The sequence below is a fragment of the Pseudomonas izuensis genome (assembly GCF_009861505.1).
In the GTDB taxonomy this organism is placed as follows: Bacteria; Pseudomonadota; Gammaproteobacteria; order Pseudomonadales; family Pseudomonadaceae; genus Aquipseudomonas; species Aquipseudomonas izuensis.
This window is the reverse complement of sequence record NZ_WTFT01000047.1, coordinates 13235-27898: the sequence shown is the minus strand read 5'-3', so window position 1 is coordinate 27898 and position 14664 is coordinate 13235. Positions and strand designations below refer to the sequence as shown.

At 61.2% G+C, this 14664-nt stretch carries 13 protein-coding genes; 8 read left to right on the top strand and 5 right to left on the bottom strand.

Annotated features, from left to right (window positions below):
• Positions 1-514: 514 nt before the first annotated feature.
• Positions 515-2902 carry a DUF3772 domain-containing protein gene (locus GPL81_RS28245; protein ID WP_160109387.1) on the bottom strand — a complete coding sequence of 796 codons (2388 nt, stop codon included), beginning with the start codon at positions 2900-2902 and terminating at the stop codon, positions 515-517.
• Positions 2903-3199: 297 nt separating this feature from the next.
• On the opposite strand from GPL81_RS28245, the gene GPL81_RS28240 reads away from it, so the two are divergent.
• Genes GPL81_RS28240 through GPL81_RS28230 form a run of 3 tightly spaced genes read left to right on the top strand, consistent with a single transcriptional unit; the run spans position 3200 to position 6182 of the window.
• Positions 3200-4165, top strand: a complete 966-nt coding sequence (locus tag GPL81_RS28240) for a Bug family tripartite tricarboxylate transporter substrate binding protein (RefSeq protein WP_096512255.1) — start codon at positions 3200-3202, stop codon at positions 4163-4165.
• A gap of 1 nt (position 4166) precedes the next feature.
• Positions 4167-4649 carry a tripartite tricarboxylate transporter TctB family protein gene (locus GPL81_RS28235; protein WP_160109386.1) on the top strand — a complete coding sequence of 161 codons (483 nt, stop codon included), beginning with the start codon at positions 4167-4169 and terminating at the stop codon, positions 4647-4649.
• A 24-nt stretch (positions 4650-4673) separates the two neighbouring features.
• Entirely contained in the window at positions 4674-6182 is a 1509-nt protein-coding gene (locus GPL81_RS28230) for a tripartite tricarboxylate transporter permease (protein ID WP_160109385.1), read from the top strand.
• A gap of 181 nt (positions 6183-6363) precedes the next feature.
• On the opposite strand, the gene GPL81_RS28225 is transcribed toward GPL81_RS28230, so the two are convergent.
• Complete coding sequence (locus tag GPL81_RS28225) at positions 6364-7242, bottom strand: LysR family transcriptional regulator (RefSeq protein WP_160109384.1); 879 nt, start codon at positions 7240-7242, stop codon at positions 6364-6366.
• Between the two features lie 151 nt (positions 7243-7393).
• Between GPL81_RS28225 and GPL81_RS28220 the strand changes: the two genes are divergently transcribed.
• Together GPL81_RS28220 and GPL81_RS28215 are read left to right on the top strand one after the other, a co-directional pair.
• A complete protein-coding gene (locus tag GPL81_RS28220) occupies positions 7394-8695 on the top strand; it encodes an NAD(P)/FAD-dependent oxidoreductase (protein ID WP_160109383.1) in 1302 nt (433 codons plus the stop codon).
• Between the two features lie 52 nt (positions 8696-8747).
• The gene (locus tag GPL81_RS28215; RefSeq protein ID WP_160109382.1) at positions 8748-9836 is read left to right on the top strand and encodes a polyamine ABC transporter substrate-binding protein; all 1089 of its coding nucleotides are present in this window, start codon (positions 8748-8750) and stop codon (positions 9834-9836) included.
• Between the two features lie 160 nt (positions 9837-9996).
• Here GPL81_RS28215 and grxC read toward each other — a convergent pair whose 3' ends face one another.
• Positions 9997-10248 (bottom strand): glutaredoxin 3, encoded by a 252-nt coding sequence (gene grxC, locus GPL81_RS28210; RefSeq protein WP_096512249.1) that lies wholly within the window; start codon positions 10246-10248, stop codon positions 9997-9999.
• 144 nt (positions 10249-10392) lie between these two features.
• The gene (locus GPL81_RS28205; RefSeq protein WP_160109381.1) at positions 10393-10911 is read right to left on the bottom strand and encodes a carboxymuconolactone decarboxylase family protein; all 519 of its coding nucleotides are present in this window, start codon (positions 10909-10911) and stop codon (positions 10393-10395) included.
• Positions 10912-11045: 134 nt separating this feature from the next.
• Between GPL81_RS28205 and GPL81_RS28200 the strand changes: the two genes are divergently transcribed.
• Positions 11046-11858 carry an AraC family transcriptional regulator gene (locus GPL81_RS28200; RefSeq protein WP_160109380.1) on the top strand — a complete coding sequence of 271 codons (813 nt, stop codon included), beginning with the start codon at positions 11046-11048 and terminating at the stop codon, positions 11856-11858.
• 6 nt (positions 11859-11864) lie between these two features.
• Positions 11865-12278: a DUF488 domain-containing protein gene (locus tag GPL81_RS28195; protein WP_160109379.1), complete on the top strand. Its 414-nt coding sequence runs from the start codon at positions 11865-11867 to the stop codon at positions 12276-12278.
• Positions 12279-12353: 75 nt separating this feature from the next.
• Here GPL81_RS28195 and GPL81_RS28190 read toward each other — a convergent pair whose 3' ends face one another.
• Complete coding sequence (locus GPL81_RS28190) at positions 12354-13268, bottom strand: LysR substrate-binding domain-containing protein (RefSeq protein ID WP_160109378.1); 915 nt, start codon at positions 13266-13268, stop codon at positions 12354-12356.
• A 104-nt stretch (positions 13269-13372) separates the two neighbouring features.
• Here GPL81_RS28190 and GPL81_RS28185 point away from each other — a divergent pair, with 104 nt between their 5' ends.
• Complete coding sequence (locus GPL81_RS28185; protein ID WP_160109377.1) at positions 13373-14458, top strand: tartrate dehydrogenase; 1086 nt, start codon at positions 13373-13375, stop codon at positions 14456-14458.
• The last annotated feature ends 206 nt before the right edge of the window (positions 14459-14664 follow it).

The window sequence follows — 14664 nt, the reverse complement described above, 5'->3', positions numbered from 1 at the left end:
GAAGATCAAAAGCCAAAGCAATGCGAGGCGGCCTGACAGCCGACCTGATTTTGCGGATGAACGCGTTCCACTGTAGGAGCGAGCCCTGCTCGCGAAAAACGTCCAGACAACGCGTTCATCCAGACAGCACGCGTTATCGTTCACGTCCATCGCGAGCAGGCTCGCTCCTACAGGGGATCGAGGGCATCTGCCAATGTCAGGTCGGCTGTCAGGCCGCCTCGCTTTGCTTTTGATCTGGGCGTCCCGTTAAACCACGCTGGCCGAACGCAGGCATTGCGTAGTGGGTAAACCGGCAGGACGCCGGTTTAGCCGCGCTGGGCCAGGGATGGCCCAGCGCGGCGACCCACGGAGCAATGCCGGAGTGAGGGCATGCCGAGCCTGAGCGAGGCACCGAGTGGTGGGGCAAGAGCGCTTGGTTACTTGGCGCTTCTCCAAGTGACCCGCCGTAAGGGCGGAACCCTAAGTCGCCGTTACCGAAGCAACGGATATGTACACCAACCCAACCCAACACAAATCACGCCGCCGGTGGCGGTTTCGCCAGTTCAATACCAGCAGCCCCCAACCGCTTGAGTATCTCAAACAACAGCTCGCTCTTGATCGCCCCGACATTACGCGGGCTGATGACATACCCGGTGATGGTCAAGGTGATGCCTTCGGGTTTCAGCTGACTGAAACGCACGTAGGGCGGCGGTTTGTCGAGGATGGATTCGTGCTCGATGTAGGTGTCGTACAGCAGGTTGCGCACTTCTTCCGGGTCGATGTCCAGCGGGAACACCAGTTCGAGTGTCGCCACCCCTTGGGCGCTGCCGCCGAGGGTGACGTTGCGCAGGTTCTGCGAGATCAGCTGCGAGTTGGGCACGATGACGATCGAGCGGTCGGCCAGTTGTATTTCGGTGGCCCGCACATTGATGCGCCGGATATCCCCTTCGACGCCGCTGATGCTGATCAGGTCGCCGACCTTCACCGGGCGCTCGGTCAGCAGGATCAGGCCGGAGACGAAGTTCTTGACGATTTCCTGCAGGCCGAAACCGATGCCCACTGACAAGGCGCTGACGATCCAGGCCAGGTTGGTCCACTGGACCCCCAGTGATGACAGCGCGAGCAGGATGACCAGCATGTAACCGATATTGGAAAACAGCGTGCTGAGGGAGGCACACATGCCGGGGTCCATTTCGGTTTTTGGCAGGAACTCGTTGTCCAGCCAGCGGCGCAGCGTACGGATCAGGTAAATGCCGATGATCAGGGCGAGGACGCCATGCAGCAGGTTACCCGGGACGATGTTGAGTTTTCGCAGGCCTTCGCCGCCGAGAACAGCCAATGTATTGGAGGCCAATTGTCCGAGCGTCGATCCAACCCCGCCTACTACCAGTGTGATAAAGCCGATCAGAAACAGTATCGCCCGGCCGACGCCGGACAAAATGGTCGAAATCTGGTCCAGGCGCGCATCGCCAATCCCCAACAGCTGTTTCAGGGCCTTGCCGGTGGAGTGCCGGGGTGAGAACAGGTATTCGCAGCCGTCCCTCAACAGCTGGATCAGCAAATAGAAACCGGAAAAAATGATGAACAACCAGACGAGTTCGTAGGTGATGAAGCGCGACAGAGATACGTAGCCAATCAGCAAGGCGAGCAGGGAAATCACCACGGCGATGCTGGCGAAGGCATAGATCACGCCAGCCAGTGTCGTGCCCGCTTCAGGGGCCGCACCGGTCGCGGCCAGGGCCCGGCGGGTTTTGCTGACGTGCAACAGCAGCCCGCCGATCATGAGGGTAATGACCAGCGCGGCAAAGCCCCTGACCGAGATCACGACCTGGGCGCTCATGCCGGTGGCATTGGTCATTTGCGCCGCCGCCACCAGAATCAGCAACGCCCAGGCCAGGCGGATCGGGAAGGGTTTCATTGCCACGGCCACTGGATCGGCAATGGCCGGCAGCCGCCATGAAGGATGTTTCGTCGACAGCAGGGCGCGGCTCAGGCCGGTGACCAGTACGCAGGTATAAACGATCTTTTCGAAATCCTGGGAAAACCCCACCAATTGTGGTGTCAGCGGCAGATGGCGCGTGAGGGCATAGAACAGCAACTGCAAGGCAAACCACGCCGCCAGCACCGTGGCGAGGACCGAAGCCAGCGCGAGGGCACTGCGTCGCAGCCGACCTTCAGGCATGCGATGAATGCACAGCCAGGTCAGTCCTCGATCGGTCAGCCTGTGACCGACAAACCACAGGAGCAGGGCCAGCGTGAGCAGGATGCTGGTGTAGAAGCGCTGGCCCGGTTGCCAGGCGGCGTCGAGTGTGGCGCCCATCTGTTGGAGGAAGGCACTCAGGCGTTGTCGATCGTCCTCTGGCGGATTGAACAGCGGTTCCCAGAACCAGGGGTTGAGGATGCTGTGGGTCTGCTGGGTCACTTCGGTTTCCAGCAGACTGCGGCGGATGACGGCAATCTGGGCCAGCAGTTCGGCAGCGCTGTTTTTGAGGGTATCCAGTGTTTTGAGTTTGTTGTCGACCTGATTTTTCTGCTCCGTGAGGGCAGTCCTTTGACGGGTAATGTCGGACTTCTCCAACGCAGCCTCGCCAAGCGGTGCGGGCCCCAGCACGCTCAGTTGCGACTGCAATTGAGCCTGTTCGGGCAGCAACAGTGCCGACAGCCGGGCAATTTCCTGGATCAGCGCCTGGACCTGATCCTGCGGGGCTTCCAATTGGCCGTAATTGCTGGCCTGGGAAACCTGCTGTTTGAGGCTGTTGAGCCGAAGTAGCAAGTCTTGCAGATCGCTGTCGGGAATAGTGACTGATGCGCGGGCAAAACTGATGGCAGGTGTCCCCGTCACCGGTGCCGCCGACAGCATTGCGCCGCTCGGTCCGAACAGCGCGAGAACCACGACAATCATCCACTTCAATGCATTGCGCATAGGCGTGCCCGACAGGTTGCTAGTCACCCAGCCTATGAGGTTAGGCCATGACACGCATCATCGAGGGTTTATTGGTCGGATGTGCCCGGAACTCGTGACCTGTAGGAGCCGGCTTGCCGGCGATAGCGGCGTGTCAGTGCCATGAATGTTGACTGATTCACCCCTATCGCCAGCAAGCCGGCTCCTACAAACGCAGTCATGTCCTACGCTTATGCGCAGGCCGATGTTCGTCGAACAGGATTCGCCCCTGTTCGACAGGCAGACGGCACCAATAAAAACAATCCAGGGAGATACACCATGTCCGCTTTGTTCCGCCGCTTCAGTCGCTACCTGGCCGTTGGCATGACCGCTGCCGCACTCACCACCCCCGCGTTTGCACTGGACACCGTCAAGTTCATGGCCCCCGGCTCCGTGGGTGGCGGTTATGACCAGACTGCGCGAGTGTTGGGCAAGGCCCTGATCGAAGCCAACGTGGCCAAATCCGTGACGTTTGAAAACAAGGGGGGCGCGGGCGGAACCCTGGGGCTGGCGCAATTCGCCAACAGCACCAAGGGCGACCCGAATGCACTGCTGGTGGTCGGCGCGATCATGGTCGCGGGGATCGAACAGAACAAACCGCAAATTACCCTGAAGGACGTGACGCCGATTGCCCGGCTGTTCACCGAATACAACGTGATTGCCGTGCGCAAGGAGTCGCCCTACAAAACCCTCGATGACCTGATCAAGGACTTCAAGGCCAATCCGCCCGGCATCACCTGGGGCGGTGGTTCCAAGGGTTCGATCGACCACATCGGCATCGCCGAGCTGGCTGGCAAACTCGATGTCCCGGTCAATAAGGTCAATTACATCGCCACCGGTGGCGGGGGTGAAATTGTCGCGCAGACCCTGGGCGGCCAGATCAAGGTGCTCACCGGGGGCTATGCCGAACTGGGTCAATACGTCAAGAACGGCCAGATCCGTGTGCTGGCCATCGGTGCGCCCGAGCGTGTCCCGGGGATCGATGCGCCGACCCTCAAGGAAAGTGGCTACGACGTGATCATCGGCAACTGGCGCGGTGTCTACGGTGCAGCGAACCTGACGCCCGAGCAACGTAAAGAAGTGACCGACGCCGTCGTGGCCGCCAACACCAGCAAAGTCTGGCAGGACAACATTCAAACCAATGCCTGGACGCCGAGCGTGTTGACCGGTGACGAGTTCGGCAAGTTCGTCGATGAAGAACACGTGCGCCTGCGGGCGATGCTGGTCAAGGTCGGGCTGCTTTGAGATGGCCGGGGTGCGCACAATCGTATCGACGCAATTGGCGATCGGCCTTGGGCTGATTGCCCTCGGCGCCGTGCTGGCCGTGGGAGCGTACCGCTTTCCGCCCGAGATGGGCTTCGTGATTTTGCCGGCTTTTGTTTACCCCTATGTCGTCGCCGGGTTTCTCGCCGTGGTGGGCCTGGTGCTGAGTTACCAGGCGTTCACCGGTGGTTTTCGCGAACTGGACGGCGGCAACGGCGCGATCCCCGGCGGCAAATCCGGCGCCGCCTGGGTGACTGGCGGGTTGGTGGGCGTGGCGTTGCTGATCAACCTGATCGGTTTCGTGCTGGCCGCCGGCCTGCTGTTCGCCTTTTCCGCACGGGGCTTCGGCAGCCGTTACCCGCTGCGGGACCTGGCCATCGGCATTGCCTTGACCTTGCCGATCTACTGGCTGTTCAACGCCGGGCTGGGGGTTTCCCTGCCGCCGCTGGTCAATGCCTGGATCTGATCCGGGGCAAAGGAGATCGACTGCGTGGACATTCTCTCAAGCCTGTTGGCGGGTTTTTCCTCGGCGCTGACGCCGATCAACCTGATGTGGGGGTTCATCGGCTGCCTGCTGGGCACTGCCATCGGTGTGTTGCCGGGCATCGGGCCGGCGCTGACGGTGGCGTTGCTGCTGCCGATCACCGCCAAGGTCGATCCCACCGGGGCGCTGATCATGTTCGCCGGGATCTATTACGGTGCGCAGTTCGGTGGTTCCACCACTTCGATCCTGCTCAACACACCGGGCGAATCGTCTTCCATGGTCACGGCCCTGGAAGGCAATCTCATGGCGCGCAATGGCCGGGCCGGGCCTGCCTTGGCAACGGCAGCGATAGGCTCTTTTGTGGCGGGCACCATCGCGACGATCCTGCTGACCCTGTTCGCGCCCGTCGTGGCCCGACTGGCGCTCAACTTCGGGCCGGCGGAGTACTTCGCGATCCTGGTACTGTCCTTCACCACGGTGTCGGCGGTGCTTGGCGCCTCCATGCTGCGCGGTTTCGCGTCGCTGGGGATCGGGCTGACCATCGGCATGATCGGCCTGGACTCCACCTCGGGGATCGCTCGCTACACCCTGGGCGTTCCCGAACTGGTAGACGGTATCGAAGTGGTACTGGTGGCGGTGGGGTTGTTTGCGGTGGGGGAGGCGCTGTACAGCCTGCTCTACCAGCAGGAGCAAGCAGAGGGCCGGCATCGCCTGACCTCTTTGTGGATGACCCGCGCCGACTGGAGACGCTCGGTGCCTGCCTGGTTGCGCGGCACCCTGATCGGCTTTCCATTTGGCTCGATCCCGGCGGGTGGCGCGGAGATCCCGACGTTTCTGTCCTATTCCACCGAACGCAAGCTCAGCCGGTATCCGAAAGAGTTTTCCGCCAATAAAGGCGTGGGCGCCATCGAAGGCGTCGCCGGCCCGGAAGCGGCGAACAATGCGAGTGCGACCGGGTCATTGGTGCCGTTGCTGACCCTGGGCATACCGACCTCCGCCACGGCGGCGATTCTGTTGGCGGCGTTCCAGAACTACAACCTGCAACCGGGGCCGATGCTCTTCGAGACCTCCGCCGATCTGGTCTGGACGCTGGTGGCCTCGCTGTACATCGGCAACGTCATCCTGCTGGTGCTGAACCTGCCGTTGGTGGGGCTGTGGGTCAAGCTGCTGCAAATCCCCCGACCGTATCTGAACGCCGGGATACTGGTGTTTGCCACCATCGGCGTGTACGGCATGCGCCACTCTTCCTTCGACTTGCTGTTGATGTTGGCCATTGGCTGGGCCGGTGTGCTGATGCGGCGTTTCGACTTCCCGGTGGCGCCGGTGATCGTGGGCATGCTGCTGGGGCCGATGGCCGAGAAACAACTGCGCAATGCCCTGTCCATCAGCCAGGGCGACTGGATGATCTTCGTCACGCAACCGATCTCGGCGTTTTTCATGGGCCTGACATTGCTGGTGCTGGTGGTACCGCATCTGCTGCATGCGCGGGGGATCAAGTTGCATGAGGATGATTGACGCTGCGCGCTGATCCTGTGGGAGCGAGCCTTTGTGGTGAGGGGATTTATCCCCGTTCGGGTGCGCAGCAGCCGCAAACTGGCGAATGCGTTCTATCTGACACACCGTTATCTCCGAATTAGGGCCGCTACGCGCCCCAACGGGGATAAATCCCCTTACCACAAAGTCTCGCTCCTACAGGTTATGAAGGTGTTAGAACCTGCCCGGCAAACCATTGCATCACGGCCGAACACGCCGGATGCGAAGCCGCCGAAGGTTGCAGGCACAACGAGTAAATCCCGCGGGACTTCAAGGGCTGGCCGAACGGGATGTGCAGCACGCCACGCTCGATCGACTCGCCCGCCAGGGTCATGTCGGTCATGGCCACGCCCAGTCCCCGCGCGGCGGCATCCAGTGCAAGTTCGTCGAGGTTGAAAGGGATGTGCCGAAAGTCCTCCAGGGACTTGCCACCGTTGGCGGCTAACCAATTCTTCCAGTCATTTTTGTCCGCCGAGCGATGCAGCAGGGCGAAGTGTGCCAGTTCTTCCAGCGACGCCAGTGCCAGGCCGGGTGCACACACCGGCACCAGCGCTTCTTCGAACAAGGTCAGGCAATCCGGGGCAGCGGACGGCTCAGGCAAGTAGAGGATGTAGGCATCGCTGTCGCTGGCCGGCTCCACCACCTCCGTGGCCACGGTTTCGATGGCCAGCGAAACCTCCGGGTGATGGCGATAGAAATCACTCAGTTTCGGCAACAACCAACGCACCGCCAGCGACACATGCATGCGAATGCGGAACGGGCGCTTCTGTGGGGCGATGCGGTCTTCCAGGGTTTTCAGTTGCTCGAGGATGTTGCGCGCGCTGGCCAGCACCTGTTCGCCTTCGGGTGTCAGGCGAAGGCTGCGACTGCTCCTGACGAACAGGGCAACGTCGAAGTGACTTTCCAGCTGCTGGATCTTGCGGCTCACCGCGCTTTGGGTCAGGCACAGCGTTTGCGCTGCCTGGGTAAAGCTGCCCGAATCGGCGACTTCGACCAGCGCCTGCAACCCTTGGAGCGAGGGAACGTGGCGAATTTTATCCATGCGTTTTCAGAATACCTGGATGATTTAATAACGTTGGTTGTATCGAGGGAGAGCCCTTAGATTCTAGCCATGGCCGCCGTCATCTCAAACCATTCATGCGATGAGTGCATACAGATTTGCGGTCGCGCAACGATAGTCGAAGAGGTGATGCATGGAAAACAAATGTGGCTGGATAGCGCAGGCCGGGGATTCTCCGCTGCGCGCGTCCTTGAACGGTACGCAACAGGCCGATTGGCTGGTCATCGGCGCCGGTATCACCGGGCTGTGTGCCGCGCACTCACTCGCCGAAATGCATCCCCAGGCGCGCATCGTGATCGTCGACAGACAACGCGCTGCGCAAGGGGCGTCGGCGCGTAATTCGGGATTCGTCGTGGCCCACGAACATCCGACTGGCGCAGAGCTGCACGGCAGCGCAGGGTTCGCCGGTTTCCAGGTGGACACCTCGATTTCCCGCGCCGCCAGCGATGAAGTGCGCAAGCGTATTGCCCGGCATGGCATCGAATGCGATTTCCGTGAATCGGGTTACTTCTTTGCCGTCAACGACCCGCGCAAATTGACCGACGTCGAGGCCAAGTTGCAGACCTTGCGTGCCGTCGGTGCGTCGGCGCAGTTCCTGCAGGGCGAGCAACTGATCCAGAAGCTTGGCACCCGGCACTACCAGGCCGCGATCTGGTGCGGCAATGGCAATGCATTGCTGCAACCGGCGAAGTACGTGAAGGGTTTGCTCGATGCACTGCCGGAAAAGGTGACGCTGTTCGAGAACACCGAGATCACCGGTTTCCAGCGCATGGGCAATGGCCGTATTCGCGCCAGCGGCATCAATGGCTGCATTGAGGCCAAGCAGGTGCTGGTCTGCCTGAACGCCTTCATTCCCCGTTCCGGGATCAGCGACAGCGGCACCTTCGCGATGGAGCTCAGCGCCAGCCTCACCCGGCCGCTCAGCGAAGAGGAGTTTCAAGCCATCGGTGCTCCGAAGTCCTGGGGCGTGCTGTCGACCCGGCCGTTGGGGGCCACGGTGCGCCTGACTCCGGATCGACGGGTGATGATCCGCAACACCGCCGAATACCGTTCACGGGACTTGTCCCTCAGGGAACTGGCGGTGCGCCGTCAGCACCATGTGCTGGGTTTGCAGCGCCGGTTTCCGATGTTGGGCGAGCAGGACATCCAGTACACCTGGACCGGCCACCTCAGCGCTTCGCGGTCCGGGCAAGCGTATTTCGCCAAGGTCGAGGAGGGCGTGTTTGCCGTGGCTGGCTGCAATGGCTCCGGTGTGGCGCGCGGCACGTTGTGGGGACGGTTGCTGGCGGAGCTGGCGTCGGGCGGCGACTCGCCCCTGCTGCAGTCGGTCATGGAGCGCGCCCGGCCCGGCTGGCTGCCACCCAAGCCCCTGCTCGATATCGGTGCCATGCTGCGCATGCGCATAGAGACGGCCCGGGCCAAATCAGAAATCTGAAACACCACCTGTCACTCACAATAAAAGCACTTCTGCACGAAGGTGATCGAACATGCGCGTCAATACAATTTCCCTGGTGGCCCTGCTCTCGACCTGTTGCGCGGCCGCTAACGCCGACGAAACCGTCAACATTTCCAACTGGAACGGCTATATCGCTGACGACACCCTGGCCACCTTCACCAAGGAAACCGGGATCAAGGCCACTTACGACATCCACGACAGCAACGAAGTGCTGGAGTCGAAGTTGATGACGGGCAATACCGGGTATGACGTGGTCAGTCCGTCGAACCATTTCCTGTCGCGCCTGATCAAGGCTGGCGCCATCCAGAAACTCGACAAGAGCCAGTTGCCGAACTGGAGCAACCTGGACCCGGCGCTGATGAAAAAACTCGAGGTCAACGACCCCGGCAACCAGTACGGCTATCCCTACATGTGGGGTACCGCCGGCATCGGCTACAACGTCGAGAAGATCAAGGCGATCTTCGGCAACACCGATGTCACTCATTCCTGGAAGTTGTTTTTCGACGAAGCCAACATCAAGAAGCTCAGCGAATGCGGTGTGGCGATCATCGACAACCCGACCCAGGTCCTGCCGATCACCCTCAACTACCTGGGATTGCCACCCCACAGCCACGAGCCTGCGGATTACAAGAAAGCCGAACAGGCGCTGCTGAAGATCCGTCCGTACGTGCAGTACTTCCACGCCTCCAAGTACATCAGCGATCTGGCCAACGGCAATGTTTGTGCGGTGATCGGCTTCAACGGCGACATCGTGCAGGCGGCGGCCAGCGCCAGGGAAGCAAAAAACGGGATCGACATTGCCTACTCGATCCCCGACGAAGGCTCCACCCTGTGGTTTGACATGGTGGTAATGCCCAAGAGCGCACCCCACGAGAAGAACGGCTACACCTACATGAATTACCTGCTGCAGCCGCAAGTGATCGCCAACATCAGCAACAGCATCCACTACGCCAATCCCAACAGCGCAGCGGATGCCTATGTGGTGCCGGCGGTGAAACAGGACCTGGCGATCTACCCGCCGAAAACGGTGATGGACAAGTTGTTCACCGTGGAAGACCTGCCGGCGTCCATCGCACGCTTGACCACCCGGTTGTGGACCAAGCTGAAGACCAATACCTGACCAAAGGTGAAGCATTGATTTTGTGCTCGACACAGCGCCTCTGTGGGAGCATGGCTTGCCCGCGATGGTGTTGGGTCAGTCCCATCAATACTGACTGGGCTGACGCTATCGCGGGCAAGCCCGCTCCCACAGGGGTTGTGGTGGATGGTTCGAATTCGGCTCAGGCCAGCATCGACATCAACCCGCCCTGGCGATCCAGTTTGGCCAGGTCGTCGAAGCCGCCGATGTGCGTGTCGCCGATGAAAATCTGCGGCACGCTGCGTCGTCCACTGCGGTCGAGCATTTCCTCGAGTTTGCCGGGTTCGCGCTGAATGTTGATCTCTTGCATTGCGATGCCTTTGCTGGCCAGCAGCGATTTGGCGCTGCGGCAGTAGGGGCAGGTGTCGGTGGTGTACAGGGTCACGGTGTTCATGTGCAGTCTCCTTTGATTTTGCATTCCCTGTAGGAGCGAGCTTGCTCGCGATGGTCGTAAACGATTACGCGTGCTGACTGGATGAGCGCGGCGTTCTCGGGTCCATCGCGAGCAAGCTCGCTCCTACAGAAATCATGGCGTTTATCAGGCGTCGATGGCCGGAAAGTCGATATCAGTCAGGGCGACGTTGTTCATGAAGTTGGTCAGCGTCTGCGAGGCCACGTGGGCGATCACTTCGATGATCTTCGCGTCAGTGATCCCGGCGGCGCGGGCCGCTGCGATCTGCTCGCTGCTCAGATGGCCACGGCTTTCGGTGATCTGCCGGGCGAGCAGGGCATAGGCGTCGAGCTGGCCTTGCCGGGCGCTGAGAATCTCCTGGCTGCTGAGCCCGGCCTTGCCGGCAAAAAACGTGTGCGCCGCCAGGCAGTAGCCGCAGCCATTGACCTGTGACGTGGCGAGGAAGACCGCTTCTTTCTCCTTGGCGCTCAGGGAGGTTTTGTCCAGTGTCGCCGAGTTTTGCAGGTAAGAGGCCAGTACGGCGGGGGCGTGCGCCAGCATCCGGAATGCGTTGGGCAGGAAGCCAATTTTCTTCTGCACGCCTTCCAGCAATGGGCGGGTAGCGTCGGTGGCGTGTTCCAGGCTGACTGGGATAATGCGGGACATGGTGATTCTCCGTGGATTCGAGCGCGACAGGCGCTGGGTACGGAGTTCATGCTAGAGATTCGAGCTGGCCTATTGGGTGCAAATCGTCGACGATATGCGACAGATCGTCCAGAACTGCCCTCGGGAGTCTCCCTATGGATCGCCTGTCCACCTTGCTCACGCATTTCGGCGTCAACGCCGGCACCTTTCACAGCGGTACGTTTTGCGGCGCTGCTGCCTTCGATGGCAATCAGGCGAGCGGCCATGTTCATTTGCTGCAGGCCGGCGAAGTCACCCTGAAACTGGCCGATGAGCGCGAGCTGCACCTCACCGAGCCGACGCTGATCTTTTTTCCTCGTCCTTACCGTCATCGCATGTTCGCCACCGAAGCCTCTGGTGCTCAACTGGTGTGCGCGTCGCTGAGTTTCGATGGTGGCTCGGGCAATGCCCTGGCAGCGGCGTTGCCGGAATACCTGATACTGAAACTCGATGAAATCCCGACCCTGGCCAGCACCCTGGAGTGGTTGTTCAACGAGGCGTTCGATGGCACCTGCGGTCGTGAAGCCGTGATGGACCGTTTGTTCGAACTGCTGGTGATTCTGTTGCTGCGGCACATTCTGAGCACGCGCAACCAACAGCCGGGGATGATGGCCGGGCTGGCCGACCCGCGCCTGGCAAGACCCTTGAGCCAGATGCACGAAGCACCGGGCAAGGCCTGGAGCGTGGCGCAGCTGTCGGCCCTGGCCAACATGTCCCGGGCCAGTTTCGCCGAGCACTTCAAGCGCGTGGTCGGCCAGGCGCCGGTGGATTACCTGGTGAGCTGGCGCATCAGCCTGGCACAGAAACGCTTGCGCGAAGGCAAGCCGATTGCCCTGATCGCCGAAGAAGTCGGCTACGAAAGTCCTTCGGCCCTGGCCCGGGCGTTTCGCCGCAAAACTGGGGTCAGTCCGCGTGAGTGGAAAGGGTGAACGATCATGATTCAGTGCAAACGTGTCTGCGACCCTGTCGCGCCGGCAGACGGGTGGCGAATTCTGGTGGATCGTCAGCGGCCTAAGGATTGCCTCAAGGCGTCAATGCCGTCCGATGCCTGGCTCCCCGACGTCGCGCCCTCAGCTGATTTACACCAGGCGTTCATCGCTGGGCAGTTGGATTTCGCCGGCTTCACGCAAGCCTATCGTCGGGAACTGGCTGCCCAACCGGCGCATTGGTGGGCACTTTTGCATTATGCGCAAACAGGGATGTTGACACTGGTGTTCACAGCGGATGACCCGCTGCAAAATCCTGCCGTCGTGCTCGCCCAATGGCTGGAAGAGGAGCTGGATCGATTCCAGGGCTCCAGCTCGCCAGTGTGTTATCGGGATGAGTTTCCGGAGAGCGGCGAACTTTAAGCACCCGGCCTAACGCTGACGTTGAGTCCGCCAGGACGCATGGGGCTGCGCTGATTGATTTCAGGCGCCGCTGATTCAGGTTTCCGGGAGGCTGTATCGCTCGGCGAAGTATTGCCGCAGGCATTCAACCGCCACGCGCACCTTGGCCGACGTGGCCAGGGGGGCCGTGTACACCGCCCAGATGTCGGCCGGCTGCATGTACTCGGGCAAGACCTGCACGAGGCGCCCGTCCTCCAGGCTGTCGTACACGTCCCACCATGAGCGCAGCAAGATGCCTCTGCCATCGATGCACCACTGGTGCACCACTTCACCGTGATTGGACGACAGAGGGCCCGTCACTTTCACCTGTTCCTCGCCCTCCGGCCCTTGCAGGTGCCAGACCCCGAAGGGGTGATCGCGTTCCTTGATCACCAGGCAATCGTGTGTGGCCAGCTCCGCCAGTGTGCGCGGTGTGCCGTGCCGTTCCAGATACGCCGGCGCAGCGCAGAGGACCCGGCGATTGCGCGCCAGCGGCTTGGCGATGAGGTGCGGATCGATTTCGTTGCCGACCCGCACGTCGAGGTCGAAGCCTTCGTCAATCAGGTCGATCAGGCGGTCCTGTACATCGAGGCGGATGTCGAGTGTTGGGTGGCGCTCGGCCAGTTCCGAGAGGGCAGGGGCGACGAAGCGCCGGCCCAGACCCAGGCTGCTGGCGATACGCAGCTGTCCGCTGGGCTCGCGGTGCAGCGTACTGACGTCATCGCCCATGCGCTGCACTGAATCGAGGATGCGCAAGGCCCACTGGTAGATGCGTTCGCCATCGTCACTCACCGACACCCGGCGGGTGGTGCGATGCAGCAGGCGCACGCCGAGGTTTTGCTCGAGCAGGCGAATCCGCTTGCTGATGAAGGCGGCGGACATGCCCAGTTCGGAGGCGGCGCTGGAGAAGCTGGAGCGACGGGCGACATGGACGAAGACGTTGAGGTCTTCCAGGTTCGGTAGATTGTTCACGATTCGTATAATAAGTATCAACAGATGCGCTGATTATACTTGCGTCGTCAACTTATAGCATGCCCGGCATCACATCCAACCTCTGATCCAACAAGGGTGCCAGCATGAACAAGACATTCAGAATCGCCGCGATTGCCGGTGACGGTATTGGCCTGGAAGTACTGCCGGAAGGGCTGCGCGTAGTCCAGGCGGCGGCCCGCAAATTCGGCCTGGCACTGGAGTTCGAACACTTCGAATGGGCCAGCTGCGACTACTACCTCGAACACGGCAAGATGATGCCCGATGACTGGTTCGACCAGCTCAAGGGCTTCGATGCCCTGTACTTCGGTGCCGTGGGTTGGCCAGACAAGGTGCCCGACCACATTTCGCTGTGGGGCTCGCTGCTGAAATTCCGCCGCGATTTTGACCAGTACGTGAACATTCGCCCGGTGCGCCTGTTCCCCGGCGTACCGTGCCCGCTGGCCGGCAAGCAACCGGGCGACATCGACTTCGTGGTGATCCGCGAGAACACCGAAGGTGAGTACTCCTCGCTCGGCGGGCGCATGTTCGAGGGCACCGAGAACGAGTTCGTACTGCAGGAATCGGTGTTCACCCGTCGTGGCGTCGACCGCATCCTCAAGTACGCCTTCGACCTGGCGCAGACTCGTGAACGCAAGCGCCTGACCTCGGCCACCAAGTCCAACGGCATGGCCGTGAGCATGCCTTACTGGGACGAGCGCACCGCCGCCATGGCCGCCAATTATCCGGACATCACCTGGGACAAGCAGCACATCGATATCCTGTGCGCGCGCTTCGTGTTGCAGCCGGAGCGCTTTGATGTGGTGGTGGCGTCCAACCTGTTCGGTGACATCCTCTCCGACCTCGGCCCGGCCTGCGCCGGCACCATCGGCATCGCGCCGTCGGCCAACCTCAACCCGGAACGCAAGTTCCCGTCGCTGTTCGAGCCGGTGCATGGCTCGGCGCCGGACATCTTCGGCCAGAACATCGCCAACCCGATTGCCATGATCTGGTCGGGCGCACTGATGCTGGAGTTCCTCGGCCAGGGCGACGATCGCTATCGCGCCGCCCACGACGAGATCCTCAAGGCCATCGAGCAAGTGATCGCCAGCGGCACCGTGACCCGCGACATGGGTGGCTCGTTGTCCACCCAGGCCGTCGGCCAGGCCATCGCCGAAATCATCGAAGGCTGATCGCTGCAGCGCTTGCTCCACTGTTGGCGCAAGCGCTCAGCCGACACGCTGCTCTTGCGCTGCGTGCTGAATATCTGCAAACTGTTAACCGTTGGGTAGCTGTTAACCAATGGTTAACGAAAGGGAAGTCGTCAACCTGTCTTAACGCTGCACTTTCCTTCCGAGTCGCCTGCCTGCGTCGGATGCGAGATTTAAATAAAAAAAAC

Bases quoted from the DNA above. Each gene is read 5' to 3' on its own strand.
- GPL81_RS28245 (WP_160109387.1), bottom strand. From the start codon at position 2,902: ATGCGCAATGCATTGAAGTGGATGATTGTCGTGGTTCTCGCGCTGTTC.
- GPL81_RS28240 (WP_096512255.1), top strand. From the start codon at position 3,200: ATGTCCGCTTTGTTCCGCCGCTTCAGTCGCTACCTGGCCGTTGGCATG.
- GPL81_RS28235 (WP_160109386.1), top strand. From the start codon at position 4,167: ATGGCCGGGGTGCGCACAATCGTATCGACGCAATTGGCGATCGGCCTT.
- GPL81_RS28225 (WP_160109384.1), bottom strand. From the start codon at position 7,242: ATGGATAAAATTCGCCACGTTCCCTCGCTCCAAGGGTTGCAGGCGCTG.
- GPL81_RS28220 (WP_160109383.1), top strand. From the start codon at position 7,394: ATGGAAAACAAATGTGGCTGGATAGCGCAGGCCGGGGATTCTCCGCTG.
- GPL81_RS28215 (WP_160109382.1), top strand. From the start codon at position 8,748: ATGCGCGTCAATACAATTTCCCTGGTGGCCCTGCTCTCGACCTGTTGC.
- grxC (WP_096512249.1), bottom strand. From the start codon at position 10,248: ATGAACACCGTGACCCTGTACACCACCGACACCTGCCCCTACTGCCGC.
- GPL81_RS28205 (WP_160109381.1), bottom strand. From the start codon at position 10,911: ATGTCCCGCATTATCCCAGTCAGCCTGGAACACGCCACCGACGCTACC.
- GPL81_RS28200 (WP_160109380.1), top strand. From the start codon at position 11,046: ATGGATCGCCTGTCCACCTTGCTCACGCATTTCGGCGTCAACGCCGGC.
- GPL81_RS28195 (WP_160109379.1), top strand. From the start codon at position 11,865: ATGATTCAGTGCAAACGTGTCTGCGACCCTGTCGCGCCGGCAGACGGG.
- GPL81_RS28185 (WP_160109377.1), top strand. From the start codon at position 13,373: ATGAACAAGACATTCAGAATCGCCGCGATTGCCGGTGACGGTATTGGC.